Source organism: Deefgea piscis (assembly GCF_019665785.1).
GTDB lineage: Bacteria > Pseudomonadota > Gammaproteobacteria > Burkholderiales > Chitinibacteraceae > Deefgea.
In genome coordinates, this window is sequence record NZ_CP081149.1 from 2,281,886 (window position 1) to 2,297,756 (window position 15,871).

Genomic DNA, 15,871 nt, shown 5'->3' on the forward strand with positions numbered 1-15,871 from the left:
ATTAACGAACAATCCCACGTTTGGCTTGATCAAAGAAATTAACGAAACAGTCTAGAGCAGACTCTGTCTTTGCCATTTCACGAATTTGTACCATTGCATCGTTATACGCAACGCCATCTCGATACAAAATTTTATAAGCTTTTTTAACTGCAGAAATAGCTTCAGCGCTAAAACCACGGCGTTTTAAGCCTTCAATATTGATACTTCGAGCGCTAGCGCGATTACCTTCACACATCACAAATGGCGGCAAATCTTGCACAATAATTGAGCCGCCACCGGCCATGGCATGATCGCCAATAACACAAAATTGATGAACCGCAGTGAGTCCACCTAAAATCACAAAATCGCCAATCGAAACATGCCCCGCTAATGTCGCGTTATTGGCTAAAATGACGTTATTGCCAACAATGCAATCATGCGCAATGTGTGCATACGCCATAACCCAATTGTCGTTACCGACAATGGTATGCCCACGATCTTGCGCTGTACCCACTGAAACCGTCACATTTTGAAAAAATGTATTACGATCCCCTATCGTTAATTGGGTCGGTTCACCATTGTATTTTTTATCTTGCGGCACACAGCCAACAGAACAAAAAGAATGAAATAGATTGTTTTTACCAATCTGGGTGTGACCTTCAATCACGCAATGCGCTTCAACAACGGTACCTGCAGATAATTTAACATTTGGTCCAATAATAGAATATGGACCAATCGTGACATCATCTGCTAGTACAGCATTTGAATCGACCAGCGCAGTAGGATGAATTCTTGGCATATATTTCTTAATTATTAGGTGTAACTTCGCGCTGAGCGCACATTAAATCAGCTTCACAAGCGAGTTCATCGCCAACATAAGCTTTGGCAACATACTTCCAAATACCACGTTTGCTTGCCACAATCTCTGCTTTTAAAATCAATTGATCGCCAGGAACAACTTGACGTTTAAAACGTGCGTTATCAATACCGGCATAAAATAAAATTGTATCTTCTGATGGCGCTGGTTCAATACTTTTGAATGTCAAAATACCCGCAGCTTGTGCCAATGCTTCTAAAATCAATACACCGGGCATAACTGGATACTTAGGAAAATGACCTTGAAAAAAAGGCTCATTCATTGATACATTTTTTAATGCAACAACTGACTTTCCTTTCTCTAGCTCCAGCACACGATCCACCAATAAAAACGGATAGCGATGTGGTAAATGCTTCATAATGCCGACAATATCAATAGGTTCCATTTATTTCTCCTTACTGCTCAGAATCTTTAGCTAAGCATTGTTTCTCGATTTTTTTTACACGCTTAGTCATTTCATCTAAACGCCTAAACTGCAATACATTTCTGGCCCATGATGCATAAGGCATTACAGGCACACCACTAGCGTAAACACCCGCTTCAGTTAATGAAGACGGCACGCCATTACCGGCTAATAAAGTAATCCGATCGGCAATATCAATATGCCCAGCAATTAACACGCCACCACCAATTAAGCAATTAGCGCCAATGGTTGTTGATCCAGCAATGCCAGTACACGCTGCAATTGCAGTATGCGCACCAATTTTTACGTTGTGCGCGACTTGAATTTGATTATCCAAACGCACGCCATCGGCAATGACGGTATTATCTAAAGCGCCACGATCAATCGTGGTATTCGCGCCAATTTCAACGTGTGAGCCAATCTGAACCCGGCCAATTTGTGGAATTTTTTCCCAGCGCTGACCTGCCCAAGCATTGCCAAATCCATCCGATCCAATCACTGCACCACTATGAATTTCGACATAATCGGCAATTTCAGTATCGGCATAAACCACCACTCGGGCATGGAGCAAGCAATGCGAACCAATTTTTACATTTGGGCCAATCACTGTACCCGCTTGAATGAGTGTATTTGCACCAATTGCAGCCCCCGATTCAATCACAACTAAGGGGCCAATTTCAGCGCTTGGATCAACAACCGCATCATCAGCAACAATCGCTGAGTGGTGAATTTTTCCTTGTGCTTTTGGTGCTGGATACAATAAAGACAATACCCGCGCAATAAATAGCTGAGGGTCTTTAATGATGATTTGTGAGCATTTTAATTCAGGCTCAAATTGTCTTAACACCAAAGCAGAAGCCTGACACGCCTTCGCCTGATTTAGAAATTTACTTCCTAAACAAAATGACAAACAACCTGCTACTGCAGAATCTAAAGATGAAACCGCGCAGATTTCTACATCTTCTCCACGTAATTCACCACCAAAAGCATCAATTAAAGCCGATAATTTATACAATTTTATTGTTTCAACCACGATTATTTATCTACCAATAGTTTCAAGACTTTATCAGTAACATCAATTTTTGGATTACGATAAACAGCATCTTGAACCACTAAATCTAGTTTCTCACCCTCGGCAACGGTGCGAATTGCCAAATTAACTCGCTCTTGTAAACCAGCCAATTCTTCATTGCGACGAGCATTCAAATCTTCATTGATTTCACGCTGCATACGCTGAAAATCTTGATTCAATTTAATCAATTCACGCTCTTTAATTCGACGATCACTTTCCGAAATATTATTTTTATCCAAAACCTGCTGCAACAATTTGCCCTGAGCTGAGACTCGTTGCATTTCAGCACGTCGTGGCTCAAACTCTTTTTCAAGCTTTTTCGCTGCACGAACTGCAGGCGATGCTTCACGCAAAATCCGCTGCGTATCAACAAAGCCAATTTTGGTGTCTGCAAAAACATTCGCAACAGCGAAAATCAAAAATATCGGCCATAGTTTTATCAACTTCATTGTTCTCATCTCTTTTAAAATAGCTGACCAATTTGGAACTGAATAGTTTCAGTTTTTGCTGTCGCTGATGGATTAATTGGATGTGCATAAATTAGTTTTAATGGACCAATCGGCGATATCCATGTAAAGCCAACGCCGACCGAATGTTGAATAGAGCCAAAATTAATATCCTGATCATAGCCCCAAACATTACCAGCATCATAAAAAGCACTTAAGCGCATTGATTTATCGTCTTTCATACCAGGAACTGGTGCAAAGACTTCAAAATTATTCACAAATCGAGTCGAACCGCCCATGCTATTGTCAGTATTATCAATCGGCCCTAAGCTGCCTGATTTATAACCCCGAACTGAATTTACACCACCAGCATAAAAGTTTTTATAGAATGGATATTCATTCGATCCACCATAAGATCCACCATAACCTATTTCCATATTCCACATAAATGTAAATGGTTTTTTAGTCGGTAGCGAGTAGAAATATTGGCTCTGCAAATTTAATTTATAATAATTAATATCTGACGGAGGAACGCCTAATTCTGCTGAAGTCTTAAACAAAAAGCCTTTGGTTGGAAATACCGCAGAATCACGAGAATCAGTAGCCCAATTGGCATTTAAAGAATAGATCGCCGCGCTGTCTCCGTACTCTTTAATGTAATCAAGCACATAGTCAGGTGAGAGCTCTGATACTTTGAAGTCCATAATTTCAGCATTGATGCCCAAACCAATTGAATTGTATTCAGTAGTTGGCATGCCAAAATTAAATCCGACCCCTTTTGATTGCGTTTGATATTGCCCTAAATCCATCACACCCGGATCAGTATCACGCAAATAAGCCGTCCAGCCAAAAGACACACCATCAGGTGTGGCATATGGATTATTCATCCCAAAAGCTAACACTTTAGAGGCTTGACTGGTATTGACTTCAGCAGAGAATCGTTTCCCGGTTCCCAAGAAATTGGCCTGCGAAACAGAAGCTTGGAATAAAGCACCTTCACCTTGCCCGTAACCCACACCAAAATTCAAATTGCCGGTTTTTTTCTCAACGACATTGATGTTCATATCTACTAAGTCAGAACTTTCTGGAACGACGGGCGTATCAATATTCACTTCACTAAAGAAATCAAGCTGCTGCAAACGCTCTTTCGTACGCTTAATATCCGCTAAATTATATTCAGCTGATTCCATCTGGCGCACTTCACGGCGTAGCACTTCATCTTTAGTTAAATTATTACCATAAATATTAATACGTCGAACGGATGTCTTTTTACCTGGATCAACAAAGAAAGTAAAAGCGACTGTTTTTTTCGCTTCATCAATCGTCGGCACTGCATTTACATTCGGGAAGGCGTGCCCTTCTTTACCAAGGCGATCTGAGATTGCTGCGGTGGTTTTATTAATCGAATCACGCGAAAAAACTTCACCAGGTTCAGCGGCAACCAAGGCTTTTAACTCCGCTTCTGGTAAATCAAAATTACCAGCAAAGCTAATATCACCGGTGTGGTATAAATCGCCTTCACGTAAATTAATGGTTAAAAACACATCTGCCTTGTCTTCAGACAAAGCAACTTGCGTCGATTCAATCGCAAAATTTAAATAGCCATTATCTAAATAAAGCGACTTAATGGCTTCTAAATCAGCACCAAACTTTGGTTTTGAATATTGGTCGGTTTTGGTATACCAAGTCATCCATGTCGGCGTAGTCAGTGACATCTGGCTAATTAAATCATCTTGCGAGTAAATTTTATTACCTACAAAATTAATCGATTTAATTTTAGCGACATCCCCTTCAGAGATATCAACTTGTACCCCGACACGATTACGATCCAATTTAGTGACCGTCGCTTTCACGTCGACCGAATACCGGCCTCGGGCGTAATACTGTTGTTTTAATTCGTTGACCGCAGCGTCCAAGACCTCTTGCTGAAAGATGCGTCCTTCGGCTAAGTTTTGTCCTTTAAATGCAGCTTTAACTTGATCTTTTTCTAATAATTTGGCGCCATTGACATTGATTTGCGCCACTGTTGGACGCTCTTCAACCGTAATGACGATCACGTTTTTATCGACTTCGATACGAACGTCATCAAAAAAACCTGTCGCGAACAAGGCGCGAATTGCTTCACTGGCTTGGGCTTCATCAAATTTATCACCCACTTTTACAGTGAGGTAATTAAAAACCGTCCCTGGATCGGTTCTTTGCAACCCTTCAACTCGAATATCTTGAACAGTGATAGGGTTAAAAGCTTGAGCAGCAAGGCTGATGCTGGCAAACGCCGCTGCGACCAGCGCATACATAGGTTTAAATTTCATCGGTCGATTCGTCAACAGGTTAGAGATTAGCCTAAGCCAAACAAGAAGCGTTGAGCGTCATTAAATAACGCCAGCGCCATTAACATGAGCAATAAAAAAATGCCAATTTTTTGCAATACCACAGTCAGCCACGCCGGGATGGTACGTCCAGTTAGCCACTCGTAACCATGATACAGCAAATGGCCGCCATCCAAAATCGGTACTGGCATCAAATTGAGAACACCCAAGCTGACACTGATCAAGGCTAAACATTGTAGATAAGCCACCCAACCCATTGCTGCACTCTGACCAGCAAATTCAGCAATCCCCAATGGACCACTAATTTGTTTGGGTGAAATCGCGCCAACCAGCATTTTACCAAACATCTTGACCGTTAAAACCGATAGATCATAGGTTTTTTCAACCCCGCCGAGCATCGCTTGCACTGGGGATAAACGAATAGTTTGCTGCATGCTTTCATACAAAGCCTTGTCATTGGCTGGGCTCACGCCGATACGGCCTATTTTTTTACCATCTCGATCAATAACATCGGGCGTGATCGTTAAAGTCTGTGTTTTTGCGCCGCGTCGAATCTTTAATTCAAAAGGCTGGCTTGGATTTTGAGCAATATAACGCTGAAATTCCAACCATGAGGTCAATGGCTGTTGATTGAGCGTCAGCACCACATCCCCCACCTGAAGGCCAGCACGTGCCGCCGCACCTTTTTCTTGCACAAAGGCAATTTGATTGGTCGTTGCATAGGGTGACAGACCTAGACGACTTAAAATATGCTGATCGAAGTCTTCACTACTTAAGGAGCTTAAATCTAAAGTAAATGATCGCTCGCCCTGTGGCGTAGCGACCTCAAGCTTGAGCTCATTTTGACTAGCCGCCTCAAAAATACTCACTTGCGCTTGATCCCAACTTTGCACTGCATCACCGTTAACCCGCTGCAACACATCGCCAGCGCGTAAACCGGCCTTGGCCGCAATACTGTCCATCGCAACGGTCGCCACCAGTGGTTTTAACGTCACGACACCATAAGCATACAGCCCAGCATAAATGAACGACGCCAATAGCAAATTGGCCAAGGGGCCAGCCAATGCAATCGCCATCTTTTTTGCCGGATGCTGGGTATTAAACGCAAATTGTCGCTGCGCAGGTGCGACCTCACCTTCAGACTCGTCGAGCATTTTGACGTAGCCGCCCAAAGGGATGAGTGCGATTTGCCAAGTTGTTTGACCGCGTTGCCACTGATAAATAGGTCGACCAAAACCAATAGAGAAGGTCAATACCCCTACCCCGCATCGCCTTGCAACCCAGTAATGACCGCACTCGTGAATGAATACCAGTAGACCAATCGCTACAATAAATGCAAATAGAGTTAGCATGCACGGCCTATTTGTAAAACGACTTCCTGCGCAACACAACGCGACTGAGCATCAACATCGAGCAACTCTTCAATATTACCGGCGGGTCGCAGCGACAATTGACTGAGTGTTTTTTCAATGACATGCGGAATTTGAGTAAACAAAATCGACGACTCTAAAAATGCGGCCACCGCAATTTCATTCGCCGCATTGAGTACAGCGGGCGCAGCACCGCCCGCTTTAAGCGCCTCATAAGCCAAATTTAAACATGGGAAACGCGCAAAGTCCGGCGCAGAAAAATCCAATCGCCCTACTGAAAATAAATCTAAAGCCTTCACGCCCGCAGTAATGCGCTCTGGATAAGCCAAACCATAAGCAATTGGCGTGCGCATATCGGGCGAACCCAATTGCGCCATCACGGATCCGTCGCGGTATTGCACCATAGAATGCACCACACTTTGTGGATGAACAACGACTTCTATTTGTTCTGCTGGGGCATTAAATAACCAGCGCGCTTCAATGACTTCGAGGCCTTTATTCATCATGCTGGCCGAATCAACAGAAATTTTGCGTCCCATTGACCAATTCGGGTGCTTGACCGCTTCGGCCGGAGTAATTTGCGAAAATGTATCCAGCTCGCGAGTCCGAAATGGACCACCTGATGCAGTCAGTAGAATTTTTTCTATCCCAGCATCTGCCAATGTATAGGCGTAAGGATTCTCGCGATAGAAAGTGGGCAGGGATTGAAAAATAGCATTGTGTTCACTATCAATCGGCAAAAGCACGCTGCCTGAGCGTGCAACTGCATCCATAAATAATTGACCAGCCAAAACCAAGGTTTCTTTATTGGCCAGTAACACTCGTTTGCCTGCTTGCGCGGCGGCCAACGTTGCTGACATGCCCGCAGCCCCCACAATGGCCGCCATCACGGTTGTTACTTCTGGCGCAGCTGCAATTTGCACCAACGCCTTTTCACCATAACTCACCTCAGTGCTAAGACCTCGAGCGAGTAAACCTTGCTTTAGGCGTTCGGCGCTTTGCTCATCAAGCACAACAGCATGCAAAGGTCGGTGCACTTCACATGCAGCAAGTAACTTATCAATCTGCGTTGCTGCGCTCAGCGCAAAAACACGATAACGCTCAGGATGACGCCCAATGACGTCCAGTGTGCTGCTACCGATACTGCCAGTAGCACCGAGAATAGTTACAATTTGTTGCTGCATGGTTATCCAATCGCTTTGTTACAAAGGCATAAGGTGGAGTAGGTAAATCGCCGCAGAGATGGGTAAGATGGCCAATAAACTGTCAACACGATCCAAAATGCCGCCATGTCCTGGCAATAAATGACTACTGTCTTTGATGCCGCGCTGCCGCTTTAACAGCGACTCAAGTAAATCGCCCATCACACTTGCTGCGGTGAGTACCAGCGCAAAAATAGCCCAGACGAACATTTGTGCGGTTTGACTTTGTAAAACAACAATACTTGGCAGCAATAAAAATGGCTTGGGTATTAACAGGCAATAGCATACAACAGCCAGCGCTCCACCATATACCCCTTCCCAACTTTTACCAGGGCTAATATTTGGCGCCAACTTTTTTTTGCCAAATTTCTTACCTGAAAAATACGCAAATGAGTCGGCAACCCAAGCGATCGCCATCACGCACAACAATGGCCAACCATTGCCACGCAATACAATCATGGAAAGACCGGCCGGAATTAGTAAGGCCCAGCCGCTAAAGGCATTTAAATTACCAACTGAGTTTAAAGGCCATTTAAATTTGAGCCAGAATGGCACCAAAAATAGCCAAAAGATGAGCGATGCCAATAATAGGCCATAGATAAAATAAATTGACGCAAAACGAGAGCAGAGCAAAAACAAAACGGCAGTCAACAAGGGATAACACATGGCAAAACGGCCATGCATACCGACTAGATTTTTCCATTCCCAAGCGGCCAGCCCCATTAGGAGGGCGCAAAACAAAGTCCAAGCCATTGGCGGCAACAAAAACAGCGCTGCTAAAACCAGCGGCAACAACAGTAACGTAGTTAAAACACGGGTTTTCAGCATATATAATTAATTATTTTGATACATCAAGTTGTTCACTGATACGGCCAAAGCGTCGCTCTCGCCCTTGATACCATGCAATGGCATCAAGCAAAGGTTCACGACCAAAGTCAGGCCAAGGCAAATCAGTAAAATAAAGTTCGGTGTAGGCCAATTGCCATAGCAAGAAATTACTAATTCTTTGCTCACCGCCAGTTCGGATAAATAGATCAGGATCGGGCGCATAGGCCATCGCAAGGTAAGGCTTCAAGTCTTCTTCGCCAAACTCGCAAGCTCGCTCAGGATGCTCGGCCAGCAAGCGATGTGTCGCTTGCAGCACATCCCAGTGACCACCGTAATCGGCGGCAATCGTCAGCACCAGACCATCATTGCTTGCCGTTTTAGCTTCTGCGTTTTCAATCATCTGTAATAATTCAGCAGAAAAATGACTGCGATTACCAATGATTTTTAATTGAATATTGTTGCGAAACATTCGCTCAATTTCAGTTTGCAAAACTTGCAAAAACAGACCCATCAAAAACGTGACTTCTTCCTCAGGACGACGCCAGTTTTCGCTCGAAAAAGCAAAAACAGTCAGGCATTGCACACCCAATTCTTTGCAAGTGCTAATCACCTCACGCAAAGAATCGACCCCTTTCTTATGGCCGAATACTCGGGGCATTAGACGCTGTTTAGCCCAGCGCCCGTTACCATCCATAATGACCGCAATATGTTGAGGAATTTTACCCGCTAAAACATTGGGTTCTTCGCGTTCGCGAGAGAATAAAGCCACGTTTCTTACCGCCTAATCAAATCGACTTTTATACCGTCAAAAGTTCTTTTTCTTTATCTGCAAGCTGCTTATCGAGCTCCGCAATATATTTGTCAGTCAGCTTTTGCACTTCATCCTGACCACGACGCTCTTCATCTTCTGAAATTTCTTTATCTTTAAGCGCGCGCTTCATTTGGTCATTGGCATCACGACGTACATTGCGCATTGCAACCCGAGCTTCTTCGGTTTCATTGCGAACGACTTTAATCAAGTCTTTACGACGTTCTTCAGTCAGCATCGGCATTGGTACACGAATCAAGTCACCTTGCGAGGCGGGATTCAAGCCCAAGTCACAATCACGAATTGCCTTTTCAACTTTAGCAACCATCGGTTTTTCCCAAGGTTGCACACCAATGGTACGTGAATCAATCAGCGTCACATTCGCAACCTGACTCACTGGCACCATACTGCCCCAGTAATCCACTTGTACGTGATCTAGCAAGCCCGTATGAGCACGCCCAGTACGTACCTTAGCAAGGTCCGTGCGTAGTTTTTCAGCCGTTTTTTGCATTTTGGCTTCGGTGGTTTTCTTTAGATCTGCAATCATCATTTACCTCTTGCTGCAATAAAAAACAGGCGGAACATCGCTCCGCCCGTCGCCCTGCGAATCAACACGCTTAGCAGTGTACCAGCGTACCCTCATCTTCCCCAAGTACCATACGCTTTAATGCGCCAGCTTTGAAGATACTTAATACGCAAATATTCATTTTTTGATCACGGCACAAAGCAAATGCTGTTGCATCCATGACCTTCAAATTACGACCAATAACTTCATCAAACGTCACGGTCTGGTAGCGAACTGCATCCGGATTCTTTTTAGGATCGTCGGTATAAACGCCGTCCACTTTGGTGGCTTTAATTACGATATCAGCACCCATTTCCATACCGCGCAGCGCCGCTGCGGTATCGGTCGTGAAAAATGGATTACCGGTACCGGCACCAAAAACAACAACTTTATTTTCTTCCAGATATTGAATGGCTTTACCACGAACATAAGGCTCAGCAACCTGAGCGATTGTGAGTGCCGATTGAACGCGTGAAATAATACCTGCACGCTTCATTGCATCTTGCAGTGCCAGCGCATTCATCACCGTCGCCAGCATGCCCATATAGTCAGCAGTGGCGCGATCCATGCCCGATGCTGCAGGCGCAACACCGCGAAAAATATTACCACCACCAATAACGATGGCGACTTGAACGCCCAAATCAACAACGCTCTTCACTTCCTGCACAATCCGGTCGATCGTCGCTCGGTTAATGCCGTAGCTATCATCACCCATTAAGGCTTCACCGGAGAGCTTCAACAAAATGCGTTTGTATTTTGTGGTTTGACTCATGTATTTATCCTTTTACAGTGCGTGGTCGTGGTCGTACAAACGCCGCACGTCACCGTGCGGCGTCATTTCAAAGCTTAAGCCTAGACTTAAAGTTGTGCAGCCGCTGCAACTTCAGCAGCGTAATCTACCACTTTTTTCTCAATGCCTTCACCAACAACAAACATGGTGAAACCAGCAACAGACGCTGATTTAGACTTCAACAATTGCTCAATTGTTTGTTTGCCATCTTCCGCTTTAATAAACACTTGGTTTACCAAAGTAACGTCTTTCAAGAATTTGTTAACGGTGCCGTCAGCAATTTTAGTCAACATTTCTTCTGGCTTGTTGTCAGCTTTTGCGCGTTCAATCGCTACACGACGCTCAGTTTCAATCAATTCAGGATCAACACCGCTGGCATCCAATGCTTTTGGTTTTGCAGCAGCGATATGCATCGCGATATCTTTACCCAAAACTTCGTCGCCGCCGATCAAGTTGACCAACACGCCGATTTTCGCGCCGTGCAAGTAAGTTGCCAACTCGCCTTCAGTTTCGTAACGAGCAAAACGACGTACAGTCATGTTTTCACCCAGTTTAGCGATCAATGCTTTACGTGCTTCTTCAACAGTTTCGCCAGTTGACAATTGAACTGCAGACAAAGCTTCAACATCAGCAGCGTTTGACTCTGCAGCAGCTTGAGCAATGGCTTTAGCAAAAGCAACAAAACCGTCATCTTTAGCAACAAAGTCAGTTTCGCAGTTAACTTCAACAACCGCGCCAACTTTTTTGTCTGCAGAGATGAAAGATGCAATTACACCTTCAGCAGCAGTACGGCCAGCCATTTTTGAGGCTTTATTGCCTGACTTAATACGCAACAATTCTTCAGCTTTTTTGATGTCGCCCTCAACTTCAACCAAAGCTTTCTTGCATTCCATCATGCCAAGGCCGGTTAATTCACGTAGCTCAGCGACCATTTTTGCAGTAATAGACATTATGTATTCTCCTGAATAGGGATTTCAGTTTATTCGGTAAACATTACAAAAAAGGGGCAGACGCCCCTTTTTCTTGGTTTCAGCGATGGGCTACTTACTCAGCAGCAGCTTCGGCAACCGCAGCAGCCAAAGCTTGTGTTGCTTGGTTACGGCCTTCAAGCACTGCATCAGCAGCAGCACGAGCGTACAAACGAATTGCACGTGAAGAATCATCGTTACCAGGGATTACGAAGTCAATACCTTCTGGGCTGTTGTTGGTATCAACAACACCAATTACTGGGATGCCCAATTTAACGGCTTCAACAATCGCACCTTTTTGGTAGCCAGTATCGATAACGAAAATCGCATCAGGCAAACCGCCCATCTCTTTAATACCGCCCAATGAACGCTCTAGTTTTTCAACGTCACGTTTCATCATCAACAATTCTTTCTTGCCGTAGCCACTACCTTCAGCATTTTCCAGAACGGCTTTCATTTCAGTCAGGCGTTTGATTGATTGCTTAACTGTTTTAAAGTTAGTCAACATACCACCCAACCAACGGTGATCAACGAAAGGAGCGCCTGCACGTGCTGCTTCTTCAGCGATGATTTCGCGAGCAGCGCGTTTTGTACCAACAAACATTACATTGCCTTTGTTTGCAGACAATTGACGGATGTATTTCATCGCGTCTTCAAACAATGGCAGTGTTTTTTCTAAGTTGATAATGTGAATCTTGTTGCGTGCACCGAAGATGTACTTACCCATTTTTGGGTTCCAGTAACGGGTTTGGTGACCAAAGTGGACACCAGCTTCGAGCATATCGCGCATACTTACAGACATTTAATTCTCCAATGTGTCTTAGGGTTAGGTCTTCCATTCGCACGGGACACTTCAAACCATTTGAAGCGCACCCCTGACAGGGCGAACGGGATTTTAGCTGTGCTTACGACGCTATTTTAAAACAACACAAACATAGCAAGCCAAAGATTATATAGGAAATACAAATCCGACTCAAGGCGAACATTCAATTGCCGCACACAAAGATCCTAAATGCGCTTGCGCTTTCTTTTCCAACGCCACATCGCCTTTACGCTTCGCAATTTTTAACAATAAACGGTAATCATCCAGCAACCACATGGGCTCGGCACTTTGACGATCTAAATCAATCGCCCGCATCAACTTGTCCTCTGCATCAAGCCAACGCCCTTGCAGTAACGCCACCTCAGCCAATAAGCGCAGCGCAAAAGCGCGCTCGGCGGGACGCTCTTTTGCCAAATCGAGTGCCTGCGTGGCAAATTGCGCAGCAGCAGACACATCACCTTTTTCAAGCGCAATCTGTGCCGCCAAGTTATCCATCTGTACTGCTACAAAACAAGGCGCAACGCAGCTTAAACGCACCTGAGCCAGCAACCGCTGCGCGCGAGGCAGATCCTGCTGCCAAATCAATTGCGCCAACTGCAATGCCGCCTGCACTTGCTGCTCTGGTAAAAAATACCCTTCTTGCAGCATTGGCAACAAGGCCTGTTCAGCCTGAGTGCCTCGCCCCAAGCGCTGACTTGCTTGCGCCAAGCCCAATCGTGCCATGCCCTGCCCACGCCAATCATCTATGGCCTGATAGCCACGTAGCGCCTGCTGCCATTCACCCTCAGCACTTTCAATACGTCCATCCTGTATTGCTTGCAAAGCCATGCGGTGCGAGCGTTCGGCGACGATACGTGCAGGTGACGTCACCACCGGCGCCGTACCGCAAGCAGTAAGCACTACGCAAAATAAAAACACCCAAACTCGATTCATCGCCGACTCTCCGGTAGAGGTGCCTGCAACGGCAAAGGCGTGAGCATGGTATTGATTGGCCAACTCTGATTCACCGCATCCAAAGTTTGACGGCCGCCATACAGCAACTCATCAGCATGGCGCACCATTCCAGGCAAGCTTGGCGCAGACAACTCAACCGCCTTGCGCACCACGGCAGCCGTCGCACTGGCATCCTTTGCCGCCGCATCAACACTCACCGCAATCGATGCAGCCCCAAGCAGCACCGGTGACAATTTCGTATTTAACTCTGCGGCCACACCATCCGCCCGCGTCAATAAGCGATCGGCACTATTTAACGTACTGCGCGCCTCAACATCCACCACGCCATCAACCCGAGCTAACAATTGATCGAGCCGTTGGCGCGTTTCACGCATTTCAACACTCAACTGCCGCACATTAGCCAACGCCAATCGAATATCTCCTTTAGGATCATTCAGGTAATCAAATGTTTGCTGCATCGAATCAATCATCGGCAAAGTCCGATTACTTAGATTTTGTGCAATATCAGCCAGACCCAGCGCCGGCGCAAACACTAGCACTCCACCCTCAGCCAAACGCGGTGCAGCTGCAGAACCTCCAGCAATCTCAATATAATGATCCCCAATCAAGCCCTCTTGCTGCAAAATAGCGATCGAATCGGCCTTCACCCATTGCATATATTGCTGCTCAATCAATAAAGTAACATCCACCTTCGCCTGCTCATTCAAGCTCACTTTATCGGTCACTCCAATACGAAACCCAGACAACCTCACCTGCATACCCGGCGTCAATCCGCTGCCATTTTCGGCAACAAAGTGCACTTTTTCCTTACTACTAAAAAAGCCTTGCCGCTGCCCCAAAACCACCAGCAGCACGGCAAAAGCCACAAAAACCCAGGTGGCCAATATCACTACCCGCCAAGTTAACCAACGAAACCGCGGATCACCATCTTTTAATAACTGCACTTTATTCTTCATTATCCCGACTCTTTACCAAGGTGACGCACTCAAACCCCGCTGGCGCGGGATGCGCAGAGATCACCAACAAGACCTGCGGCATCGGCAACTGTAAAAAAACTTTCACCAAAGGCCATTCCGCACAAAGCGGATCATGCCACCAACGCCACCAAGCCTCTTCGACCACCCAAATTCGCGCGTCTTGCAACGCCAAGCGCAGCAAAGCCACCAATCGGCGCTGCATGACATCCAATCGATCAGGCAACATCGCCAGCATGTCTGAGTGCGCGGCGATATCTAAGCCTGCCCGCTGCAAAATAGTCTGCAGCGCCAACTCAGCATCCGTCAAATCACCAGCACCATGATACCAACACGGCAAAACGATGTTTTCCCACACCCGCAAATTGCTAATCAAAACCGGCCTAGACTCCAAAACACCAAAGCCATTAAAAGCCGAACGATTTAAATCCTCTGAGATACGATCAATCCACAACGAAAAATCGTCAGACGCCGCCAATTCCAACCAAAACTGCCCAGACGCGAGACTCAAATCAATATTCAAAACACCTTGCGTCATAACACCAGCGCCCAACAAAAATCCAACACAAACAAAGCCAACAACCCTCGGAGCACCGCCCGCGACGCAGCCTTAGGAATTTCGGATACCTGCAGCGGCACCGAAAACCCAGCATAAATCGACACCACTCCAGCAACCAAACCAAAACTAGCCGCTTTTAATAAGCAAATCAGCACTTCATGCCAGCGCAGCATGCGCTCCAAAGCGAAAATTTGATAACTTGCATCCCAGCCAGTGGCAAACAATACACCGCCCAACACCGACGCGAGCGCCATAACACCGGCCAATACAACCGCCGACACCGTCATCCCCAACACCCGAGGCAGCAACAAATACGACTCAATAGAAATCCCCATGCGTCGCAGCGCGGCAACCTCGCCCGAAATCCGCATCGATGCCAATTCAATCGCCATCGCCGAAGCCGAGCGCGCCACCATCATTAAACACGCCAACATGGGTGACAACTCAACAAAACTCAGCGAACCCAGAAGCCGCAACGCCGCATCACGACTTTGGCCATATTCTTCGTGCAACTGCACCACGACCGTCGCACCCAAAGCAAAACCGGTAATCGCCACCAACCAAACGGCTTCATTGGCGGTAAAATAAATTTGCTTTAACAGCACGCGCCTCACGGGCGCGCGCGCCAGAGCTGCAAAATGATTTAAAAACCGCTTCAAGATAAGCAACAATGCGCCAATCCTTTTTGCATGATCCGTATACCATTAAAAAATAGAATCGCAATTGTAAACAAATTCCCACTCCGACTCATCCATCAATCCCAGCAACACTACAACACCAGCACTTGATATTGCCGCGCATCGCCCCCAACATTAAAAAACAAGCCTTACGCTATGGCGCCGATTTAAAAGCTAGATTAGAAGCTTTCTTAAAAAACCATTACACTCAAACCCATTGAGTAGCATTATTTAGACCAACAGCAA

At 45.8% G+C, this 15,871-nt stretch carries 17 protein-coding genes; all 17 read right to left on the minus strand.

The genetic code is table 11. The features are described from left to right. Position 1: 1 nt before the first annotated feature. Positions 2-778, minus strand: coding sequence for an acyl-ACP--UDP-N-acetylglucosamine O-acyltransferase (gene lpxA, locus K4H25_RS10525; RefSeq protein WP_221020469.1), 777 nt, complete (start codon positions 776-778; stop codon positions 2-4). 7 nt (positions 779-785) lie between these two features. Beyond that, a complete protein-coding gene (fabZ, locus tag K4H25_RS10530; protein ID WP_173534346.1) occupies positions 786-1,241 on the minus strand; it encodes a 3-hydroxyacyl-ACP dehydratase FabZ in 456 nt (151 codons plus the stop codon). A gap of 10 nt (positions 1,242-1,251) precedes the next feature. Further along, positions 1,252-2,292 (minus strand): UDP-3-O-(3-hydroxymyristoyl)glucosamine N-acyltransferase, encoded by a 1,041-nt coding sequence (gene lpxD, locus K4H25_RS10535; protein WP_221020470.1) that lies wholly within the window; start codon positions 2,290-2,292, stop codon positions 1,252-1,254. 2 nt (positions 2,293-2,294) lie between these two features. Beyond that, positions 2,295-2,780 carry an OmpH/Skp family outer membrane protein gene (locus tag K4H25_RS10540; protein WP_173534347.1) on the minus strand — a complete coding sequence of 162 codons (486 nt, stop codon included), beginning with the start codon at positions 2,778-2,780 and terminating at the stop codon, positions 2,295-2,297. A 14-nt stretch (positions 2,781-2,794) separates the two neighbouring features. Next, a complete protein-coding gene (gene bamA, locus K4H25_RS10545) occupies positions 2,795-5,089 on the minus strand; it encodes an outer membrane protein assembly factor BamA (protein WP_255587533.1) in 2,295 nt (764 codons plus the stop codon). Positions 5,090-5,115: 26 nt separating this feature from the next. After that, a complete protein-coding gene (gene rseP / locus K4H25_RS10550; protein WP_221020471.1) occupies positions 5,116-6,459 on the minus strand; it encodes an RIP metalloprotease RseP in 1,344 nt (447 codons plus the stop codon). Beyond that, complete coding sequence (gene ispC / locus K4H25_RS10555) at positions 6,453-7,661, minus strand: 1-deoxy-D-xylulose-5-phosphate reductoisomerase (protein ID WP_221020472.1); 1,209 nt, start codon at positions 7,659-7,661, stop codon at positions 6,453-6,455. The genes rseP and ispC overlap by 7 nt, the downstream gene beginning before the upstream one ends. Before the next feature lie 18 nt (positions 7,662-7,679). Then, positions 7,680-8,507, minus strand: coding sequence for a phosphatidate cytidylyltransferase (locus K4H25_RS10560; protein ID WP_221020473.1), 828 nt, complete (start codon positions 8,505-8,507; stop codon positions 7,680-7,682). Positions 8,508-8,517: 10 nt separating this feature from the next. Further along, positions 8,518-9,276, minus strand: a complete 759-nt coding sequence (gene uppS / locus K4H25_RS10565) for a polyprenyl diphosphate synthase (protein ID WP_221020474.1) — start codon at positions 9,274-9,276, stop codon at positions 8,518-8,520. Positions 9,277-9,304: 28 nt separating this feature from the next. Next, a complete protein-coding gene (frr, locus tag K4H25_RS10570) occupies positions 9,305-9,862 on the minus strand; it encodes a ribosome recycling factor (RefSeq protein ID WP_173534729.1) in 558 nt (185 codons plus the stop codon). Between the two features lie 70 nt (positions 9,863-9,932). Beyond that, positions 9,933-10,652 carry a UMP kinase gene (gene pyrH / locus K4H25_RS10575; protein ID WP_221020475.1) on the minus strand — a complete coding sequence of 240 codons (720 nt, stop codon included), beginning with the start codon at positions 10,650-10,652 and terminating at the stop codon, positions 9,933-9,935. Positions 10,653-10,738: 86 nt separating this feature from the next. Beyond that, on the minus strand, positions 10,739-11,623 hold the full coding sequence (gene tsf / locus K4H25_RS10580; protein WP_221022927.1) for a translation elongation factor Ts: 885 nt from the start codon (positions 11,621-11,623) through the stop codon (positions 10,739-10,741). A 91-nt stretch (positions 11,624-11,714) separates the two neighbouring features. Then, positions 11,715-12,440: a 30S ribosomal protein S2 gene (gene rpsB / locus K4H25_RS10585; protein WP_173534353.1), complete on the minus strand. Its 726-nt coding sequence runs from the start codon at positions 12,438-12,440 to the stop codon at positions 11,715-11,717. A gap of 171 nt (positions 12,441-12,611) precedes the next feature. Further along, entirely contained in the window at positions 12,612-13,394 is a 783-nt protein-coding gene (locus tag K4H25_RS10590; RefSeq protein ID WP_221020476.1) for a tetratricopeptide repeat protein, read from the minus strand. After that, positions 13,391-14,371: an MlaD family protein gene (locus K4H25_RS10595; protein WP_221020477.1), complete on the minus strand. Its 981-nt coding sequence runs from the start codon at positions 14,369-14,371 to the stop codon at positions 13,391-13,393. Before K4H25_RS10595 ends, K4H25_RS10590 begins: the two co-directional genes overlap by 4 nt. After that, positions 14,361-14,927, minus strand: a complete 567-nt coding sequence (locus tag K4H25_RS10600) for a hypothetical protein (protein WP_221020478.1) — start codon at positions 14,925-14,927, stop codon at positions 14,361-14,363. The genes K4H25_RS10595 and K4H25_RS10600 overlap by 11 nt, the downstream gene beginning before the upstream one ends. Further along, complete coding sequence (locus tag K4H25_RS10605) at positions 14,924-15,553, minus strand: ABC transporter permease (RefSeq protein WP_221020479.1); 630 nt, start codon at positions 15,551-15,553, stop codon at positions 14,924-14,926. Before K4H25_RS10605 ends, K4H25_RS10600 begins: the two co-directional genes overlap by 4 nt. Positions 15,554-15,871 lie beyond the last annotated feature (318 nt).

What these genes read in the sequence shown, in the direction of transcription:
- fabZ (WP_173534346.1), bottom strand. Translation starts at nt 1,241, where the DNA reads ATGGAACCTATTGATATTGTCGGCATTATGAAGCATTTACCACATCGC.
- bamA (WP_255587533.1), bottom strand. Translation starts at nt 5,089, where the DNA reads ATGAAATTTAAACCTATGTATGCGCTGGTCGCAGCGGCGTTTGCCAGC.
- frr (WP_173534729.1), bottom strand. Translation starts at nt 9,862, where the DNA reads ATGATTGCAGATCTAAAGAAAACCACCGAAGCCAAAATGCAAAAAACG.
- K4H25_RS10600 (WP_221020478.1), bottom strand. Translation starts at nt 14,927, where the DNA reads ATGACGCAAGGTGTTTTGAATATTGATTTGAGTCTCGCGTCTGGGCAG.
- rseP (WP_221020471.1), bottom strand. Translation starts at nt 6,459, where the DNA reads ATGCTAACTCTATTTGCATTTATTGTAGCGATTGGTCTACTGGTATTC.
- K4H25_RS10540 (WP_173534347.1), bottom strand. Translation starts at nt 2,780, where the DNA reads ATGAAGTTGATAAAACTATGGCCGATATTTTTGATTTTCGCTGTTGCG.
- rpsB (WP_173534353.1), bottom strand. Translation starts at nt 12,440, where the DNA reads ATGTCTGTAAGTATGCGCGATATGCTCGAAGCTGGTGTCCACTTTGGT.
- ispC (WP_221020472.1), bottom strand. Translation starts at nt 7,661, where the DNA reads ATGCAGCAACAAATTGTAACTATTCTCGGTGCTACTGGCAGTATCGGT.
- K4H25_RS10595 (WP_221020477.1), bottom strand. Translation starts at nt 14,371, where the DNA reads ATGAAGAATAAAGTGCAGTTATTAAAAGATGGTGATCCGCGGTTTCGT.
- pyrH (WP_221020475.1), bottom strand. Translation starts at nt 10,652, where the DNA reads ATGAGTCAAACCACAAAATACAAACGCATTTTGTTGAAGCTCTCCGGT.
- lpxA (WP_221020469.1), bottom strand. Translation starts at nt 778, where the DNA reads ATGCCAAGAATTCATCCTACTGCGCTGGTCGATTCAAATGCTGTACTA.
- K4H25_RS10590 (WP_221020476.1), bottom strand. Translation starts at nt 13,394, where the DNA reads ATGAATCGAGTTTGGGTGTTTTTATTTTGCGTAGTGCTTACTGCTTGC.
- K4H25_RS10560 (WP_221020473.1), bottom strand. Translation starts at nt 8,507, where the DNA reads ATGCTGAAAACCCGTGTTTTAACTACGTTACTGTTGTTGCCGCTGGTT.